The sequence below is a fragment of the Streptomyces sp. NPDC002935 genome (assembly GCF_040611295.1).
Lineage (GTDB): Bacteria > Actinomycetota > Actinomycetes > Streptomycetales > Streptomycetaceae > Streptomyces.
The window spans coordinates 1-26208 of the sequence record NZ_JBEXNW010000025.1 but is presented as its reverse complement, the minus strand read 5'-3'; the positions used below and the strand labels follow the sequence as shown (position 1 = coordinate 26208).

The following is a 26208-nucleotide window of genomic DNA, read 5'->3' as shown; positions in this document are numbered from 1 at the left end:
ACACATACCCGTTGGTACGCTCAACCGCCCTTTCCCTCAATGATGTTGGGAGGCACGATGCGCATCCGTCCGAGACGGCTCGTCGTCACGGCCGTCGCCCTGTTATCCGCCGTCGCCACACTGCCCGCGGCCGCGGCGGAGCGACAGGCCCGGCAGGAACACCCCTCGCACGGCGGGCTGTCGGCCGTGATCCGCTACACCGAGTACGGCATTCCACACGTCGTCGCCAAGGACTACGCGAACCTCGGCTTCGGCACCGGCTGGGCTCAGGCCGCCGACCAGGTGTGCACCCTCGCCGACGGATTCATGACCCTGCGCGGAGAGCGGTCCCGCTACTTCGGGCCCGACGCGGCGCCCGACGGTTCCCTCTCCTCCGCGACCAAGAACCTCTCCAGCGACCAGTACTTCCGCGGTGTGCGGGAGGCGGGCACGGTCGAGAAGCTGCTGGCCGAACCCGCGCCCCGGGGGCCCAGCCACGACGTCAAGAACCTGATGCGCGGCTGGGCGGCCGGCTACAACGCGTGGCTGGCGCAGAACCGCGTCACCGATCCGGCGTGCCGGGGAGCCGCCTGGGTCCGCCCGGTGACGCAGGTGGACGTGGCCGCGCGCGGCTTCGCGCTGGCCGTGCTCGGCGGCCAGGGCCGCGGTGCCGACGGCATCACGGCCGCGCAGCCGCCGACGGCCGCGACGGGTGCGCCGGGTGCGACGGGTGCAGAGGCGGTCGATGGTGTGCCCGACATGAAGCGGGCCGCCGCCGCGGCGCGCGAGCTGTTCGACACGGCGGACATGGGGTCCAACGCCGTCGCCTTCAGCGGTGCTTCGACCGCGAACGGCCGTGGCCTCCTGCTCGGCAATCCGCACTATCCCTGGCAGGGCGGCCGCCGCTTCTGGCAGGCGCAGCAGACGATCCCCGGCGAGCTGAACGTCCAGGGCGGCGCGCTGCTCGGCACCGCGACCATATCCATCGGTCACACCGCCCAGGTGGCCTGGAGCCACACCGTCGCGACGGGCGTCACCCTCAACCTCCACCAGCTCACCCTCGATCCGGCCGATCCGACGACGTATCTGGTGGACGGCAGGCCCGAGCGGATGACGCGACGCACCGTCACCGTCGACGTGCGGGACGGCGCGCCGGTGACACGGACCCAGTGGTGGACCCGGTACGGCCCGGTCGTCAGCACGCTCGGCGCGCAACTGCCGCTGCCGTGGACGACCACGACGGCGTACGCCCTCAACGACCCGAACGCCGCCAACCTCCGCGCCCCGGACACCGGGCTCGGCCTCAGCAAGGCACGCGACACGGCGGGCGTCCTCGCCGCCCTCAGGCGCACCCAGGGCCTGCCGTGGGTGAACACGATCGCCGCCGACGCGCACGGCCACTCGCTGTTCACGCAGTCGCAGGTGCTGCCGCGCATCACCGACGAGTTGGCGCAGCGCTGCTCGACACCGCTGGGCAAGGTCACATATCCCTCGTCCGGTGTCGCCGTGCTGGACGGTTCGCGCGGCGACTGCGCGCTCGGCAGTGATCCCGACGCCGTGCAGCCGGGCATCTTCGGTCCGGCGAAGATGCCGGTGCTCCGGGACGCGCCGTACGCGGAGAACTCCAACGACAGTGCCTGGCTGGCCAACATCGACCGGCCGCTGACCGGGTACGAGCGGGTGTTCGGCACGATCGGCACACAGAGGTCGATGCGTACGCGTGGCGCGGCCGAGGACGTGGCCGCGATGGCCGCGCGGGGGCGGCTGACCGTACGGGATCTCCAGGCGCAGCAGTTCGCGAACCGGGTGCCCGCGGGTGACCTCGTCGCGGACGACACGGCACGCGCCTGTGCCGCGCTGCCGGGCGGCACGGCAACGGGCGGCGACGGCAAGGCCGTTGACGTGTCCGAGGCCTGCGGTGTGCTCCGGGCCTGGGACCACTCGATGAACACCGGCAGCCGGGGCGCGCTGCTCTTCGACCGGTTCTGGCGGAAGCTCACGGTCGCGGTGCCGGCGGCGCAGCTGTGGAAGGTGCCGTTCTCGGCGGCGGACCCGGTCCGCACCCCGAACACGCTCAACACCGCCGCGCCGGGCTTCGCCACGGCCCTCGCGGACACGGTGACGGAGCTGCGGGCGGCGGGCGTCGCGCTGGACGCGCGGCTCGGCTCCCACCAGTTCGTCGTACGCGGTGATCGGCGCATCCCCGTGCCGGGCGGCACGGAGTCGCTCGGCGTGTGGAACAAGGTGGAGATGCCGTGGAGCGCGGCGGCCGGCGGATACACGGAGGTCACCACCGGGTCCTCGTACATCCAGGCCGTCGGCTGGGACGGCGGCCGCTGCCCGGTCGCCCGCACCCTGCTGACGTACTCCCAGTCCTCGAACCCGAACTCGCCGCACTTCAGTGATCAGACGCGGCTGTTCTCGGACGAGCGGTGGGTGACCTCGCGGTTCTGCGAGAAGGACATCCTGTCGTCGCCGGGTCTGCGGGTCGTGCGGGTGAGCGACCACCGCTGACCGTGGACCGCCCCGTCCTTCGGGACCGCGGGGCGGACGGCGACGGAGGACGGTGCGCGGTGGCCAGGAGTTCTCAGGTCACCGCGCGCCGTCGCGTCACAGGCCCGGGTGGCCCGGCCTGCCGTGCCGAGGACCGCGAGGGCGCCGTCGACGCGGGTCCTCGTGGACCGATGAGCGGACCTGGGTCACATGGCCCGGGTGCGGCCCTCCCAGTACGGATCGCGCAGCCGCCGCTTGTACAGCTTTCCGTTGGGATCGCGGGGCATCGCCGCGATGAAGTCGACGCTCTTGGGGCGCTTGTACCCGGCGAGCTGCCGCTCGCAGTGGCCGAGGATGTCGGCGGCGAGTGCCGGACCCGCTTCGTGGCCCGGCGCGGCCTCGACCACGGCCTTGACCTCCTCGCCCCAGTCGTCGTGCGGGATGCCGAAGGCGGCCGCGTCGGCGACGGCGGGGTGGGTGAGCAGGGCCGCCTCGATCTCCGCCGGGTAGATGTTGACCCCGCCCGAGATGATCATGTCGATCTTGCGGTCGCGGAGGAAGAGATAGCCGTCCTCGTCGAGAAGGCCCAGGTCGCCGACGGTGAAGAAGTCGCCGATGCGGTTCTTCCGGGTCTTGGTCTCGTCCTTGTGGTACGAGAATCCGCCGGTGCTCATCTTCATGTAGACGGTGCCGAGTTCACCGGGCGGCAGCCGGTTGCCGTCGTCGTCGAAGACCGCCAGCTCGCTGATCGGCCACGCCTTGCCGACGGTGCCTGGCTTTTTCAGCCAGTCCTCGGCGGTCGCGAAGGATCCGCCGCCCTCGCTGGCCGCGTAGTACTCCTCGACACTGTCTCCCCACCACTCGATCATGGCTCGTTTCACATGGTCCGGGCACGGGGCCGCGCCATGGATGGCGTGCCGCATGGAGGAGACGTCGTAGCGGGCCTTGACCTCGTCGGGGAGGGCCAGCAGCCGGTGGAACTGGGTCGGCACCATATGGGTGTGAGTGCACCCGTGTGCGGCGATGACACACAGCATCTCCTCGGGTGTCCACTTGTCCATCAGCACCAGCCGGTGGCCGATGTGCAGGGACGCGCCCGCGAACTGGAGTACCGCGGTGTGGTAGAGCGGCGAGCAGACGAGGTGCACGTTGTCGCCGAACGGCCTGATGCCGAAGATGCCGAGGAAGCCTCCGAGGTACGACTCCTCGGGGAGCTTGCCGGGCAGCGGGCGCCGGATCCCGCGCGGGCGCCCGGTGGTGCCGGAGGTGTAGTTCATGACCCAGCCGAGGGTGCGGTCGGCGGGCACGGACCCGGGCCGGCCGTCGAGGAGTTCGGCGTACGGCCGGAAGCCCTCGATCTCGCCGACGGCGTACCGCTGTGTCCCGGGAAGCTTCGCCTCGTCGGCGGCGTGCCGGGCGGCGTCGGCGAACCTCTCGTGGGCGATGAGGACCTTGGCGCCGGAGTCGGAGACGATCCAGGCGATCTCGGGGCCGACGAGGTGGTGGTTGACGGGGACGAGGTAGAGACCGGCCTGCGAGGCGGCGAGGTAGGCGACGAAGAACTCGACGCCGTTGGGGAGCACGACCGCGAAGGAGTCGCCGCGCCGGAGGCCGGCGGCACGCAGTCCGTGGACGAGCCCGTTGGCGGCCTCGTGCAGCCGTCCCGCGGTCCACTCCTCGCCGGCGGGGGTGACGAGGACGACACGCTCGGGGTCGGCGGCGGCCTGGGCCCAGAAACCGTTCGGTGCTGTGCTCATGCCTGTTCCCCCCTGCCCGCGATGCGGTTGATGCGGTCGACGGCGCGCTCGAAGCCCCGGGTCAGGTCGTCGAAGACCTCCTGGACGGCGCGTTCGCTGTTCATCAGGCCGACGATCTGTCCGACCGGGGTGCCGAGCAGCGGCTCCACCTCGTACTTCTGGATGCGGGAGACGGCGTCGGCGACGAGCAGTCCCTGGAGCGGCATGGGTAGCGTGCCGGGGCCGTTCGGGTCGTCCCAGGCCTCGGTCCACTCGGTGCGCAACTGGCGTGCCGGCTTGCCGGTCAGGGCGCGCGAGCGGACGGTGTCACCGGATCCGGCGGCGAGCAGTTTCCGGGTGACGGCGGGCGAGTGCATGTCGGCCTCGGTGACGGTCAGCCAGACCGACCCGAGCCACACCCCTTGGGCGCCGAGGCTGAGGGCGGCGGCCACCTGCTGTCCGCTGCCGATCCCGCCGGCCGCCAGGACCGGCAACGGGTCGACGGCTTCGACCACTTCGGGTGTGAGCACCATCGAGGCGATCTCTCCGGTGTGTCCGCCGGCTTCGTAGCCCTGCGCGACGACGATGTCGATGCCCGCCTCGGCGTGCTTGCGCGCGTGCCGGGCGCTGCCCGCGAGGGCGGCGACGAGCACCCCCTGGGCGTGGGCGCGTTCCACGACATCGGCGGGAGGTGAGCCCAGCGCGTTGGCGAGCAGCTTGATCGGATAGTCGAAGGCGACATCGAGCTGGCCGCGGGCGACCTGTTCCATCCACCCGGTGATACGCCAGCCCGACACATCGCCCTCGGCGAGTTCGGGCACGCCGTATTTGGCGAGGGTGTCCTTGACGTACTGGCGGTGCCCCTCGGGGATCATCGCCTCGACGTCGGCCTCGCTGACGCCCTCGACCTTCTTCGCGGGCATGACGACGTCCAGGCCGTAGGGCATACCGTCGACGTTCGCCTCGATCCAGTCGAGGTCGCGCTCCAGGTCGGTGGGGGCGGTGTAGCGGACCGCGCCGAGCACACCGAATCCACCCGCGCGACTGATGGCCGCGGCGACGGCGGGAAACGGCGTGAAGCCGAAAATGGCGTGCTCGACTCCCAGTTCCTTGCTCAGCTCCGTCTGCATGGCCGCAGGATGCCGCAGACATCCGGACGAGGGAAGGCCTTTTCTGATACTCCGTCAGATCTCTTGAAGGCTGCCGGGGAGGGTTGACACGCCCACGCCTGACGGGAAAGTTTCACTCGGCACAGCAGACCCGGAAAGATACTTTCAGGCGACGCGAGCGAGAGGCTTCTCGATGACCGAAGGCGCGAAGGACAGGACGGAAGGCGAGCGGGACGGAGCGGGGGGCGACCGGGCCAGAGCGGGCGGCGGCCTGACCCGTCGTCAATGGGGCAAGGGCGTACTGGCCGTGGGCGGGGCACTGGCCCTCACCCCCTTCCCGGCGGGCCCGGCGGCGGCCTCGACGGGAAGCGGCCGCCAGACCTTGCGGCACGGCACCCCCGGGCAGGCCGGGCTGCTCGCCGGTCATCTGTGCCAACTGGTCGCGGACGCCGAGGCGTTCCTCGACCCCTCCCCCAAGTACCCCTGGTACGCCGGTGCCGTGCTGCTCGCCGGGCGCGGCGGCACGGTGGCCCTGCACCAGCCGATCGGGATGGCCGTGCGCTATGCCGCGTACGACGAGAAGACCGACACCGGCGTGGAGTTCGCGGCCGACCAGCAGATCCCGGCGGCGAAGGACACGGTCTACGACCTCGCCTCCGTCTCGAAGCTGTTCACCTCGATCCTCGCCGTGCAGCAGATGGAGCGCGGCACCCTGGAGCTGGAGGCCACCGTCGCCTCGTACCTCCCGGAGTTCGCGGGCGGCGGCAAGCAGGACATCACCGTCCGTCAACTGCTCACCCACACCTCGGGGTTCCGCTCCTGGATCCCGCTGTACAAGGCGCCGACCCACGAGGGAAAGCTCCAGCTCATCTGGGACGAGGTGCCCCTCCGTCCGCCCGGCACCGCGTACCTCTACTCCGACCTGAACCTGATCTCGCTCCAACTGGTCCTGGAGAGGATCACCGGCCGGGCCCTCGACACCCTCCTGCGCGACGAGATCACCGGCCCCCTCGGCATGGACCGCACCCGCTACAACCCGCCCGCCTCCTGGAAGCCGGAGATCGCCGCCACCGAGGACGCCCGGCTGCCGTGGTCGGGACTGGACCGCGGGCTCGTGTGGGGCGAGGTCCACGACGAGAACGCGTACTCGCTCGGCGGTGTCGCCGGTCACGCGGGGGTCTTCTCCCGCGCCTGGGACCTGGCGATTCTGGGCCGTACGCTGCTGAACGGTGGCGCGTACGGCAAGGCCCGCATCCTGAAGCCGGAGACGGTGGACCTGATGTTCACCGACTTCAACACCGCCTTCCCGGGCGACGAACACGGCCTGGGCTTCGAGCTCTACCAGCACTGGTACATGGGCGCGATGGCGACACCGCGCACCGCCGGCCACACCGGGTTCACCGGCACCTCGCTCGTCCTCGACCCGACGACCGACTCCTTCCTGATCGTCCTCGGCAACTCCGTCCATCCCGTGCGCAATTGGCGATCCGGCTCCGCTCCCCGGGTCGCCGCCGCGAACAACCTGGCGCGGGCCGTCCCGGTGCGTCCCGCGCGCGGCCGTACGTCCTGGTTCTCCGGCACGGCGAGCGCGACGACGGCGACACTGACGCTGCCCGCGCTCGACACCACCGCCGGTCCCCCGCGCCTCGGCTGCGCGCTGTGGTGGGACACCGAGCCCCGGTCGGACCTCCTGTTCCTGGAGTCCTCCACCGACGGTGGCACGACCTGGCAGCCGGTTCCCTTCACGACCCGGCGACGGTCCGAGGCCCCGGAGGACCATCCGGCGGGTACGGCCACCGGCTGGTCGGGGCGAGTGTGGCACCGGCTCGGCGCGGACCTGCCGAGCGCGCCGGCACTCACGCTGCGCTGGCGGTACACGACCGACCGGCTGTACGTCGGCCGCGGCGCGTACGTCGACGCCCTGCGGGTCGAGACCGGCGACCGCGTCGTCTTCGACGAGACACGGCCTGCGGACGCGGCGCGGATCGCGACAGTGGGCTGGGAGCCGTCCCGGGACTGACGGGCTGAGCGGCGGGTCGGCTACGCGCCCCCCGCCGCCCAGCGCCGCAGCGTCCGACGAAATCCCGGCCGACCGAACCGCCGCCCTCGCCCTGGGGCATCCGAGCAAGGACGGCGAGTCACCGACGGCGACTGCGCTTCGCCCCGGCCGGGGGCAGCTCCGGCCTCGGCTCGTGTCGACCTCGGCTCGCGTCGGCCTCGAGTTGGACCGGCCCGGACCGGATCAGACCAGACGGGCCCAGCTCGGCTCAGACCGACTCGGACCGGCTCGGCCCCGCTCAGCCCGGGTCCGACCGGCTCGGCGCCCGCGGCAGCGGGCTAGGCTCGCCGGCCCAGGGACTCCAGGACCGCCTTCGCGGCGTTGTGGCCCGGTACGCCGCTCACGCCGCCGCCGCGCACCGCGCCCGCCCCGCACAGCAGCACATTCGCGTGCCGGGTCTCGACGCCCCAGCGGCCGGTGCCCTCCTGGACGTAGGGGAAGGCGAGGTCGCGGTGGAAGATGTTGCCGCCGGGCAGGCGCAGATCGCGCTCCAGGTCGAGCGGGGTCTTGGCCTCGATGCACGGCCGCCCGTCCGCGTCGGTGGCCAGGCAGTCGGCGAGCGGCTCGGCGAGGTGCGCCTCCAACTGTGCCAGCGTCGACTTCAGCAGTTCCTCCCGTACGGCGTCGTTGTCCCGTTCGAAGAGCCGGGCGGGCGTGTGGAGGCCGAAGAGCGTGAGGGTCTGGTATCCCTGCTCCACCAGGTCCCGGCCGAGGATGCTCGGGTCGGTGAGCGAGTGGCAGTAGATCTCGGAGGGCGGCGCCGAGGGCAGTTCACCGGACGCGGCCTGCGCGTGGGCCGTCGCCAACTGCTCGTAGCCCTCTGCGATATGGAAGGTCCCGGAGAACGCCTCGCGCGGGTCGACGGAGGTGTCGCGGAGCCTAGGCAGCCTCTTGAGCAGCATGTTCACCTTGAGCTGGGCGCCCTCGGCGGGCGTCGGCTGCTCGTCACCGGTCAGGTGCGCGAGCTCCTGGGGTGAGGCGTTCACCAGGACGTGACGGGCCGCTACGACGCCCTCGCCGTCGGCGGTCCGGTAGGTGATCTCGGCCGACTCGCCGTCCGTGTCGATCCGCAGCACCTCGTGTCCGGTGGCGATCACGGCCCCCGCGGTGCGCGCGGCGGAGGCGATCGCGTCGGTGAGGGCGCCCATCCCGCCGACCGGCACGTCCCAGTCTCCGGTGCCGCCGCCGATCACGTGGTACAGGAAGCAACGGTTCTGCCGCAGCGACGGGTCGTGGGCGTCGGCGAAGGTGCCGATGAGCGCGTCGGTGAGAACGACACCGCGGACGAGGTCGTCGGTGAAGTACTCCTCGACGGCCGCGCCGACCGGCTCCTCGAAGAGGATCCGCCAGGCGTCGTCGTCGTCGACGCGGGTCCGCAGCTCCTCGCGGGTGGGCAGCGGTTCGGTGAGCGTCGGGAACACGTTCCGGGCGACGCGCCCGGTCATCGCGTAGAAGCGCTGCCACGCCTCGTACTCGCGGTCCGATCCGGTGAGCCGGGCGAACGCCTCGCGGGTGCGCCGCTCGCCGCCGCCGACGAGCAGCCCGGTGGGCCGTCCGTCGCGCTCGACGGGCGTGTACGAGGAGACCGTGCGGCCACGGACCCGGAAGTCGAGGCCCAGGTCCCGCACGATCTTCCGGGGCAGCAGGCTCACCAGGTACGAGTAGCGCGAAAGACGCGCGTCGACTCCGGCGAACGGCCGGGTGGACACGGCGGCGCCCCCGGTGTTCCCCAGGCGCTCCAGCACCAGCACGGAGCGCCCGGCCCGGGCCAGGTAGGCGGCGGCGACCAGTCCGTTGTGGCCCCCGCCGACGATCACGGCGTCATATCCCTCGTGTGCAGGCATGGTTCTTCGTAGCACGTGATGATCTACGCCTGCCAGAGGTGCGCGGCAAGCGGCGGTCGGCCGTACGAGGGGGCGCGGACGCCGGCCGCCGTGGTGGTCAGCGTCCTCCGGCTGCTCGCTGCTGCCGCAGGGCGGCCACTCTCCGGTACAGCTCCACCGCCTCCTGCCCGTGTCCCAGCTGCTCCAGGCAGTGCGCTTCGTCGTTGCGGCTGGCGAGGGTGTCGGGATGGTCGGCGCCGAGCACGCGGTCGCGGGCGGCGGCGACGCGCCGGTACTCGGTGAGGGCGTCGGCCCAGCGGCCGAGCCAGCCGAGCCCGACGGCGACCTCGCGGCGGCTGACGAGCGTGTCGGGGTGGTCGGCGCCGAGCACGCGCTCGCGGATGACGCACACGTCACGGGACTCGGCGAGCGCCTCCTCCCAGCGGCCCAGGCGGCCGAGGTTCACACCGAGCCCGTGCCGTGCGCGCAGGGTTTCGGGATGCGCGGCGCCCTGGGCCCGGGTGCGGTCGTCGACGAGGGAGCGATACAGCTCCAGTGCCTGCGCGCTGCGGCCGAGCCTGCCGAGGCTGATGCCCACCTCGTAGCGGGCGGCGAGCGTGTCCGGGTGGTCCGGGCCCAGGGCCTGCGCACGGGCCCCCGCCACGTCCTGATAGGTGTGCAGCGCCTCGGGCCAGCGCCCCAACTGGCCGAGGGCATAGGCGACTTCATAGCGGGTGACGAGCGTGTCGGGGTGGGCCGGGCCGAGCACCCGGGCGCGGGCGGCGGCGACCTCGCTCGCCATGCGGTACGAGTCCTCCAGGCGTCCGAGTCTGCTGAGGTTGAAGGCGAGATTGTGGCGGCAGCGCAATGTGTCGGGATGGTCGGGGCCCATCGCTCGCTCCCGGGCGGCGAGCACCGACGTGTAGGCCTGGTGTGCCTCGAAGTGGCGGCCCAACTGGCCGAGCACATAGGCCATTTCCTGTCGCGCGGCCAAGGTGTCGGGGTGGCCTGCGCCGAGTACCCGCTCCCTGGCCCGGGCCACGCGCGCGTACTCGCCGAGCGCCTCGGCGGGGCGCCCGGTGCGGCTGAGGGTGAAGCCGACCTCGTAGCGGCTGGCGAGTGTGTCCGGGTGGTCGGGCCCGAGCAGATGCTCCCGTTCGGCGGCGACCGAGCGGTGCACCTCTCCCGCCTCGGTCCACCGGCCGAGCCGCCCGAGGCTCAGTCCGGCGTTGTGCCGCCCCGCCAGGGTGGTGAGCAACTCCGGGGCTGGGGTGGGTCGTTCACCGCGACCCGGCTGCGGCGTGACCGTGGTGGAGGGGCGGGCGATCCACTCGCCGGTGAGTCCGGCCGAGGCGTCCGGCGGGGTGACGCGCAGCCCCGCGCCGGTGGCCTTGTGGCCGGTGGTCATGCCCTGGGTCCAGGACGGCAGCCGTGCTGCGCGGGAGGGCGGCTGCTCGGGGCGGGACGGGACCCGGGGTGCCGGGGACGGCTGTCCCGCGGCGGGGTACGGCAGGGCCGGGGCGACCACCGTCGGCACGTACATCGGCGTGGTGCGCCCGGCGCTGATGCGGCGGGCGAGTTCGCGGGCGTCGTGCGGGCGCTGCTCGGGCTGCTTGGCGAGCAGGTCGAGGATGATCCGCTCCAGGTACTCGGGGATTTCGGCCCGGTGGTTGCGCGGCGGCTCAGGAACGGTGTCGCGGTGGCCGACGAGGACGGCCCAGGCGTCGTCGAGGTCGAACGGCGGTGCCCCGGTCGCGATTTCGTAGAGCACGCAGCCGAACGAGTACAGATCGCTGCGCTGGTCGACCTCCGAGCCGCCGATCTGTTCCGGCGACATGTAGTGCGGCGTGCCCATCGCGATGCCGGTGCCGGTGAGCCGCGAGGTGAATCCGATGTCGTGGCCGAGGCGGGCGATGCCGAAGTCGCATATCTTCACGGTGCCGTCGGTCAGCCGCATGATGTTCGCCGGCTTCAAGTCGCGGTGCACGATGCCCTGTTGGTGGGTGTACGCGAGCGCGGCGGTCACCTGGTCGGCGATGTCCACGACGTCGGCGACCGCCAGCGGATGGTGCTTGTTCTCCTCCAGGAGCTGGCCGAGATTGTGTCCCTCCAGCAGTTCCATCACCAGGTACAGCACACCGTCGGACTCGCCGAAGTCATGGACGACGGTCACCCCGCGGTGCTGAAGGGCCGCGGCGACCCGGGCCTCGCGCCGAAACCGCTCGCGCAGGACACGGGTGAAGGACTGGTCGTGGTGCGGGCCGAGCGGCTTGAGGCATTTGACGGCCACCTGGCGGCCCAGCGATTCGTCCCGCGCCCGCCACACCTCGCCCATGCCGCCGCGCCCGATCGGATCGAGCAGCCGGTAACGGCCCTGGATCAGCCTGCTCTCCGCCATCTCGTGTGATCGCCCCCGTCACTGCTCAGCTCCGAGCCCACCCCTGGCCCCGTCCAGTATGACGAGCTATCTGGCGACTTTGTACGGCGCCGGGCGCGAGCCGGGGCCGAGCCGTGACATGGCCGAGAGAATGTGTTTGGGCGGGAGTTGCCAGCGCAGCCGTGCGGGGACACAGCGCAGCGCGGTGCCCGTGACGCGCAGTCGCCGGGTCACGGTGGCGGGCCCCGGCGCCGCCCTGCCGTACAGCGCGTGGGCGTACGGCGGCAGAGCGGCGTACGCGAGCCGGGCCACGCGCCGCCACAGCAGTGCGCGCGCCGGTACGAGCAACGGGTGGACCGGCGGACGCGAGAGGAAGTCGTCCACGTCACGGGCCTCGGGGCCCGCGGCGAGTTCGGGCAGCACCCGCTCGAAGTACGCGGCCAGTTCGGCGCGGTCGGCCGGCACCTGGGCGGGGTCGAGCCCCACCAGCCGCGCGCCGACCCGGTGTTCCCCGATGTAGCGGTCGGCCTGCGCGTCCGTGAGCCGGAAGCCGGAACGCCGCAGGACGTACAGATAGGAGTCGATCTCCGCGCAGTGCACCCACAGCAGCAGTTCGGGCTCGTCGACGCCGTAGCGTTCGCCGGTGTCCGGGTCGGTGGCGGTGAGCATGCGGTGAATCTTCCGTACCCGGGCCCCTGCCCGCTCCGCGGCCTCGGCGGTCCCGTATGTCGTCGTCCCGACGAAGTTCGCCGTGCGCATGAGCCGGCCCCAGGCGTCGTTCCGGAAGTCGGAGTTCTGCATGACGCCGCGTACAGCGCGCGGGTGGAGGGCCTGGAGGTAGAGAGCGCGGATCCCGGCGACCCACATCATGGGGTCGCCGTGCATCTGCCAGGTGACCGAGTCGGGGCCGAACAGCCCGGGGTCACGGGCTCCGGTGGGGTCCACTCCGCCTGGTATGCCCAGGATCCGGAGCCGGCACACGTGGCGGGGCGTCGCCGTAACCCGGACGCGGTCAGTCCACCCCGGGTGCATCGGGCGCGTCGGCGGTGGTGGCCGCGTCCCGCAGGGCGTCCAGCAGACCGCGCAGGGCGGGCTGTTCGAAGGCGATCTCCCGTACGGCCGCCGAGATCACCCGGACCGGCTCGGGGTTGCGGACCGGGCGTACGACGACGCCGGGGTGCTGGTTGCGCAGCCCCAGCCGCGGCATCAGGCCGACACCGAGGCCAGCCGCGACAAAGCCCTGAGCGGTGGCGTAATCCTCGCTCTGAATGACGAAGTCGGGGCTGAAGCCGGCCGCCGCACAGGAGTCGATCACCGGTTCCAGGCAGGGGCCGGGCGGCTCGCTGCCGACCCACTGCTCGCCGGACAGCGCGCTCAGGTCGATGGTCTCCTCGCCGGCGAGCGGATGACCGAGGGGCAGTACGGCGGCGTAGGGGTCGTCGAGGAGGCGGATGAGCCGGAAGCCGTCGCCGACGCGGTCACGCGTCTGGACGACCACGGCCAGGTCGGCCCGGCCGCGTGCCACTTCCTGGAACGGGTCGTCCGGGTCGGTGAGTCGGAGGTCGACGCGGACGCCGGGGTGCTCGGCGCGCAGTCGGGCCAGGGCGGGGGCCACCAACGTGGACCCCGCTGTGGCGAAGTAGCGGACCGCCAGGCGTCCGGTGCGTCCGGCGCGGAGGTCGGCGAGGGCGGTCTCCGCCTGGGCGACCGCCGAGCTGATCAGAGCCGCGTGCTCGGTGAGCAGCAGGCCGGCGGCGGTGGGCCGCACCCCGCGGCCGACCCGTTCGAGCAGGGCCGTACCGGCCTGCTTCTCCAGCGCGGCCACCTGCTGACTGACGGCGGACGGCGTGTAGCCGAGGTGGGCCGCGGCAGCGGTGACCGTGCCGCTGGTGACCACCGCGCGCAGGACCTGCAGCCGCCTCACGTCAAGCATGTAGCACAGCTTAACAGAATGGGTAGAACCATTTGCTTGTCCTCAAAGCTTGGCTGGGGCACCTTCGAAGGACCGGGACCGAAGGAGCCCGCCGGACCGACCGCGGAACCGACCACCGAGCCGGACATCGACCGAATCGAGGACAACCGTCGTGAACAGCAGTACACGGAGTCTGCGGGGTGGAATGCGGGTGGCCGTGCTCGCTCTGCTGTGGGGCTCGACCTTCCTCTGGATCGAACTGGCGCTGCGCGGGCTCTCCCCGCTCCAGGTCACGTTCGTCCGCTGTGTCCTCGGCGCGCTCGTCCTCACCGCCGCCTGCTACGCGACGGGCCGGAGCATGCCTCGGGGCGTCACCGTCTGGCGCCACATCGTCGTCGCGGCCTTCTTCTGCAACGCGCTCCCGTTCGCGCTGTTCAGCCTGGGCCAGCAGACCGTCGACTCGGGTCTCGCCGGAGTCCTGAACTCCACGACCCCCATCTGGTCGATCGCCCTCGGTCTCGCCCTCGGCTCGGAACATGGACTCCGCCCCGTCCGTCTGACAGGCCTTCTGCTCGGCTTCGCCGGCACGATCGTCATCTTCGCCCCCTGGCAGACGAACGGGGCCATCGGCTGGGGCGCCCTCGCCATCCTCGGCGCGGCCGCCAGCTACGCCGTCGCGTTCACGTACATGGGTCGCACCCTGGTCGGCAAGGGCACCCCCACCATCTCCCTCTCCGCCGCCCAGCTCGTCGCGGCGAGCGGACTGACCGCCGTCACGATGCCGATCGGTGGCCTGAAGTCGATCGACCCCGGTCCGACCGTCGTGGTCGCGGCTGTCGTTCTCAGCGTCTTCTGCACCGCGATCACGTTCCACCTCACCTACCGGATCATCAATGACGAGGGCGCCACCAGCGCGGCCGTGGTCGGCTACCTGCTGCCCGTGGTCTCCGTTCTCCTCGGCGTGGTCGTCCTGGGCGAACACCTCAGCGTCCGGGTGGTGCTGGGCATGGCCGTGGTCCTCGTGGGCGTCGCGATGACGCGGCGGAACGGGACCACGACCGCACCTGCGGCTCCGGTCGGCGGAAAACCCTCGTCACTTCACTGTGGCCGTACGTGTCGCCCCCTTGCATCCGATTCAGCCCCGGGGCACATCGGTACAGCGCTCATCGGTGACCGCCGGCACCGGCCCGGTCGTCTGCGATGAGTCACGGCAATTGCTCTGGACGAATGATGGGCAGCCGCACGTGGAACTCCGCGCCAGTCGGAGAACCGGCGATCCACACGCGGCCGCCGTGAGTAGTGACCACGTCGCGGACGATCGCAAGGCCCAACCCCACGCCGCCGGAGTTCCGGTCGCGAGCGGACTGGACTCGGAAGAATCGGTCGAAGACCTGCTCGCGGTGGGCGGCGGCGACCCCCGGACCGTCGTCGGCCACGACCAGCTCGGCCGCCGGGCCCACCTCAACTCCGCCGGCGTTCCCGTACCCGCACACGTTCACCTCCTCGAACGGGAACAGACGTACGGCGATCCTGGTGCGCGCCTGCCGTTCCGCATTGTCGAGCAGGCTGCGTACGACCGCCCGCAGCTGCTGCCCAGGGCGTCGACGCCTTCATTGCGGCTGGTGCCGACGTAGCGGCCCAGGTGGGCGTCGAGCGCGGCCACCAGGCGCGCGCCGAGGTCCGCGCCGGGCGCGGCCAGCGCTGCGCGGACGGCTCCGAGGGCCTTGTCCAGCTCCTGCCGCATGGTCGCGCGGAACAGCTCCGGCTTGCTGGAGAAGAGGAAGTACAGGCCGGGGCGGGAGACGTCCGAGGCCTGAGCCACGGCGTCCATCGACGTCCTGCGGTAGCCGAAGGTGGCAAACACGGTCAGTGCGGCCTCAAGTGTCTGCTCGCGACGCTGGACGTCGCCTCGGGGCGTAGGAATGCGCATACTGCACCCAGTGGGCGCACTATGCAAAATTAGTTGAGTCTGTATAGTTGAGGTCAGGGGGCGCACCAATGAAAGAGAGAGCACCATGAGCAAGACAGTTCTGATCACCGGCGCCTCGACCGGCATGGGCGAGACGCTCACCTTCGAGTACGTCGAGCGCGGCTGGAACGTCGTGGCCACCATGCGTGACACGGCCAAGGCCAACCCGGCCTTCGCCGACCTCGACACCGTTCTGGTCACCCGCCTCGATGTCACTGACCGCGTCGGCATCGACCAGGCCGTCAAGGAGACGCTCGACCGCTTCGGTGCCATCGACGCCGTCGTCAACGCCGCCGGCTACGGCCAGCTCGGCACGGTCGAGGAAGTCAGCATCGACCAGTTGCGCGCCCAGTACGAGACCAACGTGGTCGGCGTCGTCCAGGTGGTCCAGGCCGTGCTCCCGCACATGCGCGAACGCGGCGCCGGTCACATCGTCAATGTCGGCTCCATGGGGGGCCACGTCAGCCTGCCCACCATGGCCGTGTACTGCTCGTCCAAGAGTGCCCTGCAGAACCTGACCGAGGGACTGGCCTGGGAGCTCGGCCCGCTGGGCATCCACGTCACCCTGGTCGAGCCGGCGGGCTTTCACACCAACTTCACGGCCAGCTCGAAGTTCCCCGCCACGTCCATCGCCGCCTACGCCGACTCGTACGCCACCATGGCCGAGTTCGACAAGCATGCGGTGCGCGGCGACCTCGCCAAGTCCATGTCGGCCGTCGCCGACATCACCGGCGTCGACGAGCCCCCGCTGCACCTCGCGGTGGCCCCCGCCGCCCTGGAAATGGTGCGCGGGCGCTTCACCCAGCTGATGGACGAGTACGCCCGCTGGGAGCAGGTCACGGCCGCCACCGCCTCTTGACGGCTGCACCCCTGCGCAGCACCACGCGCGGGCCGACGAAACCCCGGCGCGGACCGGTCGCAGCGACCGGTCCGCGCCGGCGTGCCCCGCCGTCGCACATGACGCTCTCCCTTTCTCTTCTCATGGAGCGGCCTCGATCCGTACTGAACAAAATGATGGAAGCGGTACAGGATGTGCACTCGGTACAGTGCGTATATGTCAGTTACCCGAGGAGACCCCCAACGCCGCGAGCAGGTGCTCGCGTGCGCGCTGACCGTTTTCGCGACCTTCGGATACCGCAAGACGTCGATGGACGCGGTGGCCCAGGCCGCGGACGTCTCCCGCCCCGGCCTCTACTTCCTCTTCGCCAGCAAGGAGGAACTGTTCCGTGCGACCATGCAGCAGGAACTGGACAAGGCCCTGGGTGACGTCCGTACGGCGCTGGCCACACCCGGCATGGACCTCGGCGCGCGCCTGGTGGCCGCGCTCGACGCCCATCTGGGCCGTTATGTCGGTACCCACCTCAGCGAGGGTTTCGATGCCCTGCTGGAGCAGGGAGCAGCAAAGCTCGACGGCATGTACGACGACTACCGGTCCGCTTTCCAGGACGCACTGACTGAAGCCATCGCCACCTCCGGACGGCCTACCGGCGAGATCATGCCGCAGCAGATCGCCGAGGTCCTGGCCGCCGCCGGTGAAGGGTGGAAGCACCGCGTGGCCGACCGTCCGGAATTCGTCGACAAGCTCGCTCTGGCCGTTGACGTGGTGTTGCGGCCATAGGCCAGACGGCCTGTCTCCGATCCGCGTTGCGGACTCGACCTCCACGCGGCAGGAGCCGATCGCCGCACGAGGCGTGCCGGAAAGCGGCAGGAGGCTGCCGCCCGACTTCACCTGATCAGGCCGCTGCGCCGATGCCCTCGGCTCAGGTCCTGGTCGCGGAGCCGGGCGAAGTCGATGTCGAGTTCGGGGTCGTACGCCGCGGGCTGGACGGCGAGTTCGTGGGTGGAGTACTCGCCGAACCGTTTAGATATGTCGACCGACTTGCCGTCCTCGCCGAGCGCGCTGATGTACTCGCCGCGAGCGCTTCCGACGCCGCGGTGAACTCCAGCTTCTCGGCCGGGTCGAACATCACCGACCGGTCCTGGCCGAGCTGCCGGTACAGCAGCACCTCCCAGAAGTTGCCGTGATACGCGGAGACCTCGCGTGGTCGATGAGTCGGGGTCCAGCCTCCTGACTGTGCCACTCTCCATGGATGTCGTTTCAAGGTGAGTCGGGAGTCACCTGTGCCGTTCTTCCATGAGCAATGTCGATGAGGATTGATGTCACCGGGGCAGCACAGATCAGTAGCTGGTCGTAGTCACGGGGCAATACGAAGGCGCTCGCGGATGCATGCGGCGTCAATAAAGCTGTCGCGGTGCCCTTGATCATCCTGATACGACATGGGGATGGCTGCTGAAGCGCTGAATCCCACAGACCGTCTGCTTGCCGAGCGGGCTTGCGAACGCCTCATCGTCGAGTTTGTCCACAAGCTCGACCTGGGCGAGCCGGGTGACGTGGCCGATCTCTTCACGTATGCCGGATTTTGGGAGTGGCCGGAAGGCGACCGCCGGGTTGAGGGCCGTGACGCACTTCGGTCGTATTTCGCCGGTCGGCCCGCGGACCGGCTCTCGCGCCGGATATGCACGAATATCCTGGTCACCGTCAGTTCAGAGTCGACGGCCACCGCGACCACCTACTTCACCACATACCGTGTCGACGGACATGTCGGTGGTTGCCTGCCCCCGCAGGCCCCGACACAGGTCGGCCACTACGAGGACACGTTCCTCAAGGTCGAAGGCCATTGGCTCCTCAGTTCTCGGTCCTTGTATCTGGCCTTTGCCGGACCGACCGAACGGCTTGAAGCAGCAGCCGCAGAGTGAACCCGTCCTGGCATGAGGCACCGGGCGAGCGTCCACCGGTCCAACATGACGAAGCTGGGCCCCGACGGCCACGTCGCCCGCCGGGCCGACGGGGTCGACGACCGGGCCGACGCCGTGGAAGCCCGCCTTGACGCCGTCGGTGCTGCCGAGTCCGTACACCCCGTCCGCGGTGAGGCCGTCCACGGGCAGCGCGGCACCCGGGTGGTGAATGTAGCTGGGCCAGGTGAGCGCGTCCGCCGCGGAGAAGTGCGCGGGCTGCTCCTGGGTAACACGCAGCACCGGCACGCCGCCGACCAGCGGAGCGGTACCGCCGCCCAGCATTCCGGGCGCCCAGCCGCCGACCGCGACCACGACCGCATCGGCGCGCAGTTCCTCCTCGCTGCCGCTGTGGCGGCGGCTGGAGCAGAGTGACGGGGGTTTGATGGTGATCCGAGCCGCGTTGAGCCGATGTCAGCTCTGCTCAGGGCACTCGATGGACACCTTGGGCAGCTTTCGGGCCAGTGGGGCAGGGAGTCAATGGGCCCATGTGCCGAGCGTCTGCATGACCGCGGGAACGATGAGGCATCGGATGACGACGGCGTCGAGCAGGACGGCAACAGCAAGGCCGAGTCCGAACTGCTGGAGCATACGGTCGTTGCTGAGGACGAAGGCTCCGAAAGGGTGCCTCTGAACTCCAAGCGTCCGACGGGGTGATGGCGCTCGTGGAAACCGGCTCTGGCCGCAGTTCCGTGATACCGCGCGCGCACGTCCGAGGAAGCAGTGTGCGGGAGAGGGAAGCGGCGGCCCGGGGATCCGGAACGGACTACTCGGTCAACCGGCTCTGTGCGAACAACAGGAGGTCGTCGCCCCCGATCTCGCGGGGCCGGCCGTCCGGTGTCTCCCATTCCGCGATGAACCACGCTCCGTGCCACTCGACCCGCCACACCTTGCCGTGACGGTTCTCGAACTCGACGAAGCTGCCCTCACCGCCCTCCATCAGCCGAAGCTCCTCCAGCAGGCGCTTCGGTTCGGTAAGGCCGCGTCCGGGGTTGCCGCTCCGGCCCCGGGTGCGCGTATTGGTGTAGCGCATCTTGAGAAAGGGGAGAGGCTCGCGGTCGAAGTTGTTCATCTTGAGCATGCGGTACCGGGAGACGGCCTCTTCGAGGGTCTCGTCTCCGGAGAACTCGCAGGAATGGGCGGGAAACGTCAGGCGGACGTGCGGAGTGAGGTCGGGATTCTCGACCCGGTAGAAGCCGTGCACCTGCGGCCCCACCCCCGCCACCACGTCGAACCTCCTTCCCCCGGGCGCCGCGAATCCGCCGGCCGTGCCCAGATGGGGATGGCCCGCGAAGATGTCCTCCTCGTGCTCCCGCGCGAACTCCAGTGTGGCGACAGCCAGTTCCTGGTCGTACGAATTGCGGGCACTGAGCTGGAGCAGCCGCCGGCCGTCCGCGGAGAGCGCGCCCGCGAAGTCGATCCCCGGAGCGGGTGACCAGTGCCAGGCGTCCGCCGGGCCGGGAAGCGGCTCCACATTGCGGAAGCCGCTCACTACGGCACGGATGTCCATGATTCCTCCACGATCAGGTGCATGAGTAGCCCTCACCGACTTCCTGGATGTAGGTGTCCGTCATACGGCCACCGCCGCGTGAGTTCTCGCTCCAGTCCATCGGTTCCAGATGATCCGTGTTGTTGTAGAAGCCGTTGCGCGCCGCCCTGTCGCTGAAGCGTCCCTCGCGGTTCCAGTGCTGGACCACCGGGTCCAGATGCTCGTAGGTCACCGTCCGGCTGAAGGGCTTCGGGTTCTCGGCGGCCGGGTCCCAGATCAGCTCGTCGTTGCCGTTGCGCCAGGTGAGCTGGTCGCGCGGGACTCTCACATCGTTCGCGTCACGCGGTACTCCTCCGAGCGCCCGGCCCTCGTCGGTGTAGTTCTCGACCATGTAGTCGTGGGTGGATGTCCGGTATTCGGAAGGGTACTGATTGTCGCGCGTGTACTCGCGCTCACCCTCCGGGAGGGCCGGGTCCCGCCCGAACCGCATGCCGTTGTTCGGGTCCTGCCAGGACAGGCCCAGCGGGTCGATCCACCGGTAGGGATTGGGCACGTAGGCGCTGTCGTTGGGGCCGGCGGCCAGGCCGAGCGGGTCCGGGCTGGTGTACTGCGCCGTCGCGGGGTCGTAGTGGCGCTCGTAGTTGTAGTGCCACCCGGTCTCCCGGTCGGCGTACTGGCCGGGGAAGCGCAGCAGGCACTCGGTCTCCCCAGTGCCGGCGCCCTGGAACCGCTCGGGGAGGCGCTCCCCCCACAGGGTCGTGCGGGGCTGCCAGGCCACCTCACCGTCGGCGGAGACCAGCTCGGACGGAGCGCCCGACAGGTCGGTGACGATGGCGTGGAAGCGCGCATCCCCGCCGGCGCCGGACCGGTCGAGCTGGGCCACCGGCTGGTGGCCGCCCGGGCGGTAGTCCCACGACGTGGCCCGGCCGGCGCGGCTGACCTGCTCGATGAGCCTCGTACCGTCCCAGGAGAAGCGGATCTCGTCGGCGACGGCTCCCCCGTCGTCAAGTCGCTGCTTCGCCACGCGCCGCCCGACGGAGTCGTACAGGTACGTCCAGCGCTCGCCGTCCCGGGTGGTCGTCCCGGTAAGCCTGTTGCGGCTGTTCCACGTGTACGTCTGCGTCCGCTGCTGCCCGTTGAGAAGGCGCAACACGGAGCGCACGACGCGGCCCTCGCCGTCCCGCTCGTACCGGGTACGGCCGCGGTGCGTGATCCGGTCACCGGCGTGGGTGCGGTCCGCGTCGGTGCCGTCCGTCCCCGGGAGCGCGGCGCGGCTGACGTTGCCCGCCTCGTCGTACCGGTAGCGCTCGGTCCAACCTCGTCCGTCGACCGCCGTGACGCGGCCCCGCGGATCGAGGCCGAACCGCTTCTCTCCCCCGGTGAGTTCCTCGATGCCGGTCGGGATGCCGTCGGGCCGGTAGGTGTACTCACGCCGCTGGAGGAGCGTGTCCGCCCCCACGGAACCGCGGACCAGGTGCTGGGCGCCGAGCCGGCCAGCGGTGTCCCAGGACTGGTCGAGCGTGACGCCGCCGGGCAGCCCCCGCTCGGTCTCCCGCCCGCAGGCGTCGAACCCGAACGTGATGCGGTGTCCGTCGGTGTCGAGCGCGGGGGGACGACCGGCGCCGTCGTACGTCCAGGTGGACTCGATGCCCGTGGGGGTGCGCCGCAGGACGCGGCGCCCCAGGGAGTCGTACGCGTATCGGGTGGTCCTGCCGTCGATGCTCTCGGACAGCAGCAGGCCGAGCTCGTTGTACTCCCGCTCGACGGTGACCTCCGGGCCGCTCTCCCGCACCACACGCCCGGCCGCGTCGTAGGCGTAGCGGATCGAGAGGCCGTCGTGCCGCATCTCGGTGAGCCGGCCGAGTACGTCACGGCCGAACTCCACCGTCTCGCCGACGCCGTTGGTCCGGGCCGCGAGCGTGCCCATGGCGTCCAGCCGGTAGGTGAGGGTCCGGCCGGTGAAGTCGCTCTCCTCGATCAGCCGATTCACCGCGTCGTACGTGTACTGCCAGGACCGCTCGTGCGGATCCGTGACGCTCAGCAGGTTCAGCTCGGTGTCGTAGCCGAACGAGAGGGTGGTGCCGTCGCTCGTCGTCCGCGCCGCGACCTGACCGAAGGGTCCGACCGTGAAGGAGGTGACGTGTCCGGCCCGGTCGGTCTGGGCGAGCAGATTCCCCTCCGCGTCCCACTCCCAGGTCTCCCGGTGCCCGTCGGGACCCCGACGCCACACGGTCCGGCCCTCGGCCGTCGTCCCCAGGCGTGTGGTGCGGCCGAGCGGGTCGGTGACGCCGGACACCCTGCCGAAGTCGTCGCGTTCGATCGTGGTCACCGCGCCCTGGACGTCGGTGAACTCCACGGGCAGCCCCGCGCCGTCGCAGCGGGCTCGGCTCGTCCGGCCGGCCGGGTCCGTGGCGGCGACCAGGCCGCCGTGCTCGTCGTAGGCGTACCGGGTCTCCAGACCGGTCGGGCCGATCGTGGCGACATGGTTGGCGCCGTCGTAGACGTTCCGCCAGACCGCTCCGCCCGGAGTCACCGCCGACACCAGCCGGTGCAGCTCGTCGTACGTCGCCTCGGCCGAGGTCCCGTCGGGACGGACGACGGCGGTGACGTTGCCGGCGGCGTCGTGCCGGTAGCGGACGATCCCGCCGAGCGGGTCGGTCTGGGAGACCAGGCGGTCGAACCGGTCCCATTCGGCGGTCACCGACTCCCCGAGGGCGTTCGTCGTGGAGACGAGCTGGAGCCGCTCGTTGTGGCGGTACGTCGTGCTGCGGCCGAGGGAGTCGGTGTACCGCGTGGTGCGTTCCTCCTCGTCATAGGCGATGACACAGTTCAGTACGGAGTCCACGCCGGTGCCCCTGACGACCCGGTCGAAGGTGTCGTACTCGTAGCGGTACCAGTCCCCGGTGCGGTCGGTCCAGGAGGTGATCCGGTCCTCGCCGTCGTAGGTCAACCTGTACGGCAGGCCACTGGAGTTGTAGATCTCGGTGAGGTGTCCGTCTTTGTAGCCGTATCCCACCAGGGGGGTCGGCTCACCATCGGAGCGGCGAAGCCCGAGCCCCGTCACACGCACGCCGTCCGCCTCGACGATCACGTGGTAGCCGCCGGAGTGCCGCATGGCGGTCGGGGTGCCGGAGGCGTCGTAGTCGAAGTCGACACGGTTCCCGTTGCGGTCCGAGACGGCCGTAACGGGAAGTGTGAAGGCGGTGTCGTGCCGCTGGTTCCGGCCGACCGGGGCGAAGTGCCGGGTCAGACCCGTCCTCGGGTCGGTGATGTGCCTGGCGCCCGGCCGCTCGCGGTCCCAGGCCAGGGGCCACCGCGGGCCTTCCGCCGGCATGACGGCGTCCGCGCCGACCGGTACGGGATAGACCAGGATCATCCCGTCCTCTGTCGCGAACAGCACGCCCTCGTCGTCGAGTTCCAGGCGCTGGTCCAGCGTGGATGCCCACGAGGGCCCGAACCAGCGCCCCCAGCGGTAGGTCGACACATGAGTTCGCGCCACACCCAGACGCAGCACTCCCTGGAGGAGGACGTCCGTCTGCGTCATGAGCATCTCGCCGGAGACCATGTCGACGGGGTCGCCGTTCTTGCACCGGCCCTTGGCGGGCTTGCCGGCGGCCACCGCGTCGTCCGCGCCCCTGCGCAGCCCGTTCTTCAGGCCCTTGACCATGCCTTTGAGGCCCAGTTTGCCCAGCGACCTCAGCCCCTTGGCGAGACCCCCGAGCGTGGTCAGGCCCTTCATGGCGGGTATGCAGTCCAGCGCGGCGAACGCCACATCCCACAGCGACGCCTGCCCCTTGGCGTACTTGCTCAAGGTGTCCGCGAGGACGACCAGTGCGGCGATCAGCACGATCGTCCCGAGAATCGGCCCACCGATGATCATCGCGATGATTCCCAGGACGGCGACAACCACTTTGCAGACGGCGACGATGGTGTCCCAGTTGTCGACGAACCAGTCCCCGACCTCCTCGTACCACTTACGGTTCCGGATCCCCGCGTCGGACGCATCATCGATCTTGCGCTTCGCCTCACCCGCCGCGTCCTCACGCATCTGACGGGCATCCGCGGCCATCTTCTTCGCCGCGTCCAACACGCTCTGCTCCGACGTCACATCCGACTGAGCCGACGTGTGCGCAGCCTTGGCACTTTGCGCGTCCCGCGTCGCCGCACGCACCTTCGCCTCGTCCGGCTTCGGCACATCTTGCCCGCGCCCTTGTCCTCCTTGTACTTCTCGGCTTCCTTGTTGGCGCGAGCAACCCACGAATCGGCCGACGAGAGACGGGACTTGGCGGAGGACAGATCGGCCCGGGCCTCCCGCCCGTCGGCCAGGGCCTTGTCCGCGAGGGCCTGCGCACGCTCCAGCTTCGGCCAGTACGCCGCCAGCGCGTCACCCGCCAGGTCGTACGACTTCTTCAGCTTCCGCAAATTCTTCGGCACACCCGAGAACTCGTCCCGGAACACCTCTGCGGTCCTGCCCGCCATCGTCAGGACAGCGTCTTCCTCCGCCATCCCCTTCACCAACCGCAACGCGTCCTGCACGTCATCGGCGAAGTCGTGCAGGCGAGCTGCTGCGCCGCCTCGAAAGGCACTCCGACCTCACCCCTGGGCGAACGGCGAAGGCGCGTACGGACTGCCGCCGTTCGGCCAACGCTCGAATGAGGAAACCAGTGCCGTGCCGCAGGCGCCACAGACCATTCCCTGCAGCAGGAGAGCCTGGGCGACATCGCCGAGAACAGACCGCATGTCTTGCGGCATGGCAGCCGCGGCACTGAAGCGGCTGAGCAGGCTGCCGCCTCGGCGCAGGTGAACCTCGGCTGACCACCAGGGTTGTTGTGCTCCCAGGAGAGGCCAGCCTCCAGGTCCGCATCGACGAAATCCTACCCGGGGCTACCCTCAGCGTGAGGCTCAAAGGCCTCACGTTCAAGGACGAAGCAGCGAGCAGCTCTGTCGGCGCGGACACCTGAGACTCGACACGACTCGGGACTCCCTGCGACCAGAATCTGAACCTCCGAGTCTCCGTACGCAGGAGCTTCGTCACACACAGCCAGGCTATCGCCGCACCCTGGGCATCCCCAGTCCTATCCACGAGATGATCTCCCGCTGGATCTCGTTGTTCCCGCCTCCGAAGGTGAAGATCACCGCCGACCGGTAGCCGCGTTCGAGTTCGCCGTGCAGGACGGCTCCGGCGGAGCCCTCCTTGAGGACGCCGGGGGCCGCGACGATCTCCATCAGCCAGGCGTACGCGTCCCGGCGCGCCTCGGAGCCGTACACCTTGACGGCGGAGGCGTCCTGCGGGGTGAGCGTGCCCTCCTGGACGGCGTTCACCATCCGCCAGTTGAGGAGTTTCATGGCGTCCAGTCTGGTGTGCGTCCGGGCGAGGAGGCGGCGCACCCACGGCAGGTCGACGACGCGGCGGCCGTCGGCGAGTTTGGTCTCCATCGCCCAGCGCTGGACGTCGTGCAGGGCGCGGACGGCCATGGTGCCGTGCGCGGCGAGGGTGACGCGCTCGTGGTTGAGCTGGTTGGTGATCAGCCGCCAGCCCTTGTTCTCCTCGCCGACCCGGCGCGTGGCCGGGACGCGGATGTTCTCGTAGTAGCTCGCGGTGGTGTCGTGCGAGGCGAGCGTGTTGATGATGGTGCACGAGTAGCCGGGGTCGGAGGTCGGTACGAGGAGCATGGTGATGCCCTTGTGGGGCGGGGCGTCCGGATCGGTGCGGACGGCGAGCCACACCCAGTCGGCCGTGTCGCCGTTGGTGGTCCAGATCTTCTGCCCGTTGACGACGTAGTGGCCGGTCTCCTCGTCGCCTTCCCGGACGGCCTTGGTCCGGAGCGCGGCGAGGTCCGTCCCGGCGTCGGGCTCGCTGTAGCCGATCGCGAAGTCGAGCTCGCCGGAGAGGATCTTCGGCAGGAAGTACGACTTCTGCTCCTCCGTACCGAACTGCATGATCGTCGGTCCGACGGTGTTGAGCGCCATCAGCGGCAGCGGTACCCCTGCCTGGGCGGCCTCGTCGAAGAAGATGAACTGCTCCATCGGGCTCAGGCCCCGCCCGCCGTACTCCTTGGGCCAGCCCACCCCCAGCCGGCCGTCGGCGCCGAGCCGGCGGATCGTCTCGCGGTAGAACCGCTTCTGCGCCGCCGGGTCGCCGTACCGCGCGTAGGCGTTGTCCGGTACCAACTCGGCGAAGTAGACCCGTAGTTCGGTGCGCAACCGCTGCTGCTCCGGCGTGTATTCGAGATGCACGGCGCCTCCTGCCTCCCCGAGCCCGACCTGACGGCGCACACCGTAGAACGTGTTTCAGAAATTGGGAATGCAGATGACGCGGACGCCTGTTCCGCGGTGCATGGGCGGGTGCGGCCGCCGACGCGAGGGGGCGGGGTCCGGTCGACCGGACTCGTCGACCGACTCCTTGGCGACGGCCCGCAGCTCGTCGTCCAGAGCCCGTTCCTCAATGCCGTCGAAGATCACGAACGGG

At 70.5% G+C, this 26208-nt stretch carries 20 protein-coding genes and 1 pseudogene; 8 read left to right on the top strand and 13 right to left on the bottom strand.

Features of this window, described 5'->3' with window-relative positions; all coding sequences use genetic code 11:
• The first annotated feature begins 57 nt into the window (after positions 1 to 57).
• Positions 58 to 2493 (top strand): penicillin acylase family protein, encoded by a 2436-nt coding sequence (locus ABZX90_RS29125; protein WP_355209610.1) that lies wholly within the window; start codon positions 58 to 60, stop codon positions 2491 to 2493.
• 185 nt (positions 2494 to 2678) lie between these two features.
• Here ABZX90_RS29125 and ABZX90_RS29120 read toward each other — a convergent pair whose 3' ends face one another.
• Together ABZX90_RS29120 and ABZX90_RS29115 are read right to left on the bottom strand one after the other, a co-directional pair.
• A complete protein-coding gene (locus ABZX90_RS29120) occupies positions 2679 to 4229 on the bottom strand; it encodes an acyl-CoA synthetase (RefSeq protein ID WP_355209607.1) in 1551 nt (516 codons plus the stop codon).
• Entirely contained in the window at positions 4226 to 5338 is a 1113-nt protein-coding gene (locus ABZX90_RS29115; RefSeq protein WP_351134681.1) for a nitronate monooxygenase family protein, read from the bottom strand. The genes ABZX90_RS29120 and ABZX90_RS29115 overlap by 4 nt, the downstream gene beginning before the upstream one ends.
• 172 nt (positions 5339 to 5510) lie before the next feature.
• Here ABZX90_RS29115 and ABZX90_RS29110 point away from each other — a divergent pair, with 172 nt between their 5' ends.
• Positions 5511 to 7337, top strand: a complete 1827-nt coding sequence (locus ABZX90_RS29110) for a serine hydrolase (RefSeq protein ID WP_355209604.1) — start codon at positions 5511 to 5513, stop codon at positions 7335 to 7337.
• A gap of 317 nt (positions 7338 to 7654) precedes the next feature.
• On the opposite strand, the gene ABZX90_RS29105 is transcribed toward ABZX90_RS29110, so the two are convergent.
• The 4 genes from ABZX90_RS29105 to ABZX90_RS29090 form a co-directional block, all read right to left on the bottom strand.
• Positions 7655 to 9220 carry an NAD(P)/FAD-dependent oxidoreductase gene (locus tag ABZX90_RS29105; protein WP_355209601.1) on the bottom strand — a complete coding sequence of 522 codons (1566 nt, stop codon included), beginning with the start codon at positions 9218 to 9220 and terminating at the stop codon, positions 7655 to 7657.
• Between the two features lie 97 nt (positions 9221 to 9317).
• Positions 9318 to 11597 carry a tetratricopeptide repeat protein gene (locus ABZX90_RS29100; protein ID WP_355209598.1) on the bottom strand — a complete coding sequence of 760 codons (2280 nt, stop codon included), beginning with the start codon at positions 11595 to 11597 and terminating at the stop codon, positions 9318 to 9320.
• Between the two features lie 66 nt (positions 11598 to 11663).
• Entirely contained in the window at positions 11664 to 12461 is a 798-nt protein-coding gene (locus tag ABZX90_RS29095; protein WP_351134695.1) for an oxygenase MpaB family protein, read from the bottom strand.
• A 127-nt stretch (positions 12462 to 12588) separates the two neighbouring features.
• Positions 12589 to 13509 carry a LysR family transcriptional regulator gene (locus ABZX90_RS29090; protein ID WP_351134689.1) on the bottom strand — a complete coding sequence of 307 codons (921 nt, stop codon included), beginning with the start codon at positions 13507 to 13509 and terminating at the stop codon, positions 12589 to 12591.
• 184 nt (positions 13510 to 13693) lie between these two features.
• Between ABZX90_RS29090 and ABZX90_RS29085 the strand changes: the two genes are divergently transcribed.
• Positions 13694 to 14692: a DMT family transporter gene (locus ABZX90_RS29085; RefSeq protein WP_351134696.1), complete on the top strand. Its 999-nt coding sequence runs from the start codon at positions 13694 to 13696 to the stop codon at positions 14690 to 14692.
• Position 14693: 1 nt separating this feature from the next.
• On the opposite strand, the gene ABZX90_RS29080 is transcribed toward ABZX90_RS29085, so the two are convergent.
• Complete coding sequence (locus ABZX90_RS29080) at positions 14694 to 15017, bottom strand: ATP-binding protein (protein WP_355209748.1); 324 nt, start codon at positions 15015 to 15017, stop codon at positions 14694 to 14696.
• Positions 14984 to 15418, bottom strand: coding sequence for a TetR/AcrR family transcriptional regulator (locus tag ABZX90_RS29075; RefSeq protein WP_355209595.1), 435 nt, complete (start codon positions 15416 to 15418; stop codon positions 14984 to 14986). Before ABZX90_RS29075 ends, ABZX90_RS29080 begins: the two co-directional genes overlap by 34 nt.
• Before the next feature lie 85 nt (positions 15419 to 15503).
• On the opposite strand from ABZX90_RS29075, the gene ABZX90_RS29070 reads away from it, so the two are divergent.
• The 5 genes from ABZX90_RS29070 to ABZX90_RS29050 all read left to right on the top strand — a co-directional run bounded on the left by ABZX90_RS29070 (position 15504) and on the right by ABZX90_RS29050 (position 18625).
• The gene (locus ABZX90_RS29070) at positions 15504 to 16316 is read left to right on the top strand and encodes an SDR family NAD(P)-dependent oxidoreductase (RefSeq protein WP_355209592.1); all 813 of its coding nucleotides are present in this window, start codon (positions 15504 to 15506) and stop codon (positions 16314 to 16316) included.
• A 195-nt stretch (positions 16317 to 16511) separates the two neighbouring features.
• On the top strand, positions 16512 to 17075 hold the full coding sequence (locus ABZX90_RS29065) for a TetR/AcrR family transcriptional regulator (protein WP_351129466.1): 564 nt from the start codon (positions 16512 to 16514) through the stop codon (positions 17073 to 17075).
• Positions 17076 to 17206: 131 nt separating this feature from the next.
• A complete protein-coding gene (locus ABZX90_RS29060) occupies positions 17207 to 17482 on the top strand; it encodes a hypothetical protein (protein ID WP_355209588.1) in 276 nt (91 codons plus the stop codon).
• A gap of 258 nt (positions 17483 to 17740) precedes the next feature.
• On the top strand, positions 17741 to 18214 hold the full coding sequence (locus ABZX90_RS29055) for a nuclear transport factor 2 family protein (protein ID WP_355209585.1): 474 nt from the start codon (positions 17741 to 17743) through the stop codon (positions 18212 to 18214).
• A 45-nt stretch (positions 18215 to 18259) separates the two neighbouring features.
• Positions 18260 to 18625, top strand: coding sequence for a hypothetical protein (locus ABZX90_RS29050; RefSeq protein ID WP_355209582.1), 366 nt, complete (start codon positions 18260 to 18262; stop codon positions 18623 to 18625).
• A 39-nt stretch (positions 18626 to 18664) separates the two neighbouring features.
• Here the strand turns inward: ABZX90_RS29050 and ABZX90_RS29045 are convergent.
• From ABZX90_RS29045 to ABZX90_RS29025, 5 genes and pseudogenes are all read right to left on the bottom strand, one after another.
• Positions 18665 to 18871, bottom strand: a pseudogene (locus tag ABZX90_RS29045) (MMPL family transporter); the annotation flags it as partial.
• Positions 18872 to 19016: 145 nt separating this feature from the next.
• A complete protein-coding gene (locus ABZX90_RS29040; RefSeq protein WP_355209579.1) occupies positions 19017 to 19760 on the bottom strand; it encodes a hypothetical protein in 744 nt (247 codons plus the stop codon).
• Between the two features lie 13 nt (positions 19761 to 19773).
• Complete coding sequence (locus tag ABZX90_RS29035; RefSeq protein ID WP_355209576.1) at positions 19774 to 23829, bottom strand: RHS repeat-associated core domain-containing protein; 4056 nt, start codon at positions 23827 to 23829, stop codon at positions 19774 to 19776.
• A 14-nt stretch (positions 23830 to 23843) separates the two neighbouring features.
• On the bottom strand, positions 23844 to 24245 hold the full coding sequence (locus ABZX90_RS29030; protein WP_355209573.1) for a putative T7SS-secreted protein: 402 nt from the start codon (positions 24243 to 24245) through the stop codon (positions 23844 to 23846).
• 540 nt (positions 24246 to 24785) lie between these two features.
• Complete coding sequence (locus ABZX90_RS29025; protein ID WP_351134618.1) at positions 24786 to 25976, bottom strand: acyl-CoA dehydrogenase family protein; 1191 nt, start codon at positions 25974 to 25976, stop codon at positions 24786 to 24788.
• Positions 25977 to 26208 lie beyond the last annotated feature (232 nt).

What these genes read in the sequence shown, in the direction of transcription:
- ABZX90_RS29125 (WP_355209610.1), top strand. Translation starts at nt 58, where the DNA reads ATGCGCATCCGTCCGAGACGGCTCGTCGTCACGGCCGTCGCCCTGTTA.
- ABZX90_RS29120 (WP_355209607.1), bottom strand. Translation starts at nt 4,229, where the DNA reads ATGAGCACAGCACCGAACGGTTTCTGGGCCCAGGCCGCCGCCGACCCC.
- ABZX90_RS29115 (WP_351134681.1), bottom strand. Translation starts at nt 5,338, where the DNA reads ATGCAGACGGAGCTGAGCAAGGAACTGGGAGTCGAGCACGCCATTTTC.
- ABZX90_RS29110 (WP_355209604.1), top strand. Translation starts at nt 5,511, where the DNA reads ATGACCGAAGGCGCGAAGGACAGGACGGAAGGCGAGCGGGACGGAGCG.
- ABZX90_RS29105 (WP_355209601.1), bottom strand. Translation starts at nt 9,220, where the DNA reads ATGCCTGCACACGAGGGATATGACGCCGTGATCGTCGGCGGGGGCCAC.
- ABZX90_RS29100 (WP_355209598.1), bottom strand. Translation starts at nt 11,597, where the DNA reads ATGGCGGAGAGCAGGCTGATCCAGGGCCGTTACCGGCTGCTCGATCCG.
- ABZX90_RS29095 (WP_351134695.1), bottom strand. Translation starts at nt 12,461, where the DNA reads ATGCACGGCGACCCCATGATGTGGGTCGCCGGGATCCGCGCTCTCTAC.
- ABZX90_RS29090 (WP_351134689.1), bottom strand. Translation starts at nt 13,509, where the DNA reads ATGCTTGACGTGAGGCGGCTGCAGGTCCTGCGCGCGGTGGTCACCAGC.
- ABZX90_RS29085 (WP_351134696.1), top strand. Translation starts at nt 13,694, where the DNA reads ATGCGGGTGGCCGTGCTCGCTCTGCTGTGGGGCTCGACCTTCCTCTGG.
- ABZX90_RS29075 (WP_355209595.1), bottom strand. Translation starts at nt 15,418, where the DNA reads ATGCGCATTCCTACGCCCCGAGGCGACGTCCAGCGTCGCGAGCAGACA.
- ABZX90_RS29070 (WP_355209592.1), top strand. Translation starts at nt 15,504, where the DNA reads ATGAGCAAGACAGTTCTGATCACCGGCGCCTCGACCGGCATGGGCGAG.
- ABZX90_RS29065 (WP_351129466.1), top strand. Translation starts at nt 16,512, where the DNA reads ATGTCAGTTACCCGAGGAGACCCCCAACGCCGCGAGCAGGTGCTCGCG.
- ABZX90_RS29060 (WP_355209588.1), top strand. Translation starts at nt 17,207, where the DNA reads ATGCCCTCGGCTCAGGTCCTGGTCGCGGAGCCGGGCGAAGTCGATGTC.
- ABZX90_RS29055 (WP_355209585.1), top strand. Translation starts at nt 17,741, where the DNA reads ATGGCTGCTGAAGCGCTGAATCCCACAGACCGTCTGCTTGCCGAGCGG.
- ABZX90_RS29050 (WP_355209582.1), top strand. Translation starts at nt 18,260, where the DNA reads ATGACGAAGCTGGGCCCCGACGGCCACGTCGCCCGCCGGGCCGACGGG.
- ABZX90_RS29040 (WP_355209579.1), bottom strand. Translation starts at nt 19,760, where the DNA reads ATGGACATCCGTGCCGTAGTGAGCGGCTTCCGCAATGTGGAGCCGCTT.
- ABZX90_RS29030 (WP_355209573.1), bottom strand. Translation starts at nt 24,245, where the DNA reads ATGGCGGAGGAAGACGCTGTCCTGACGATGGCGGGCAGGACCGCAGAG.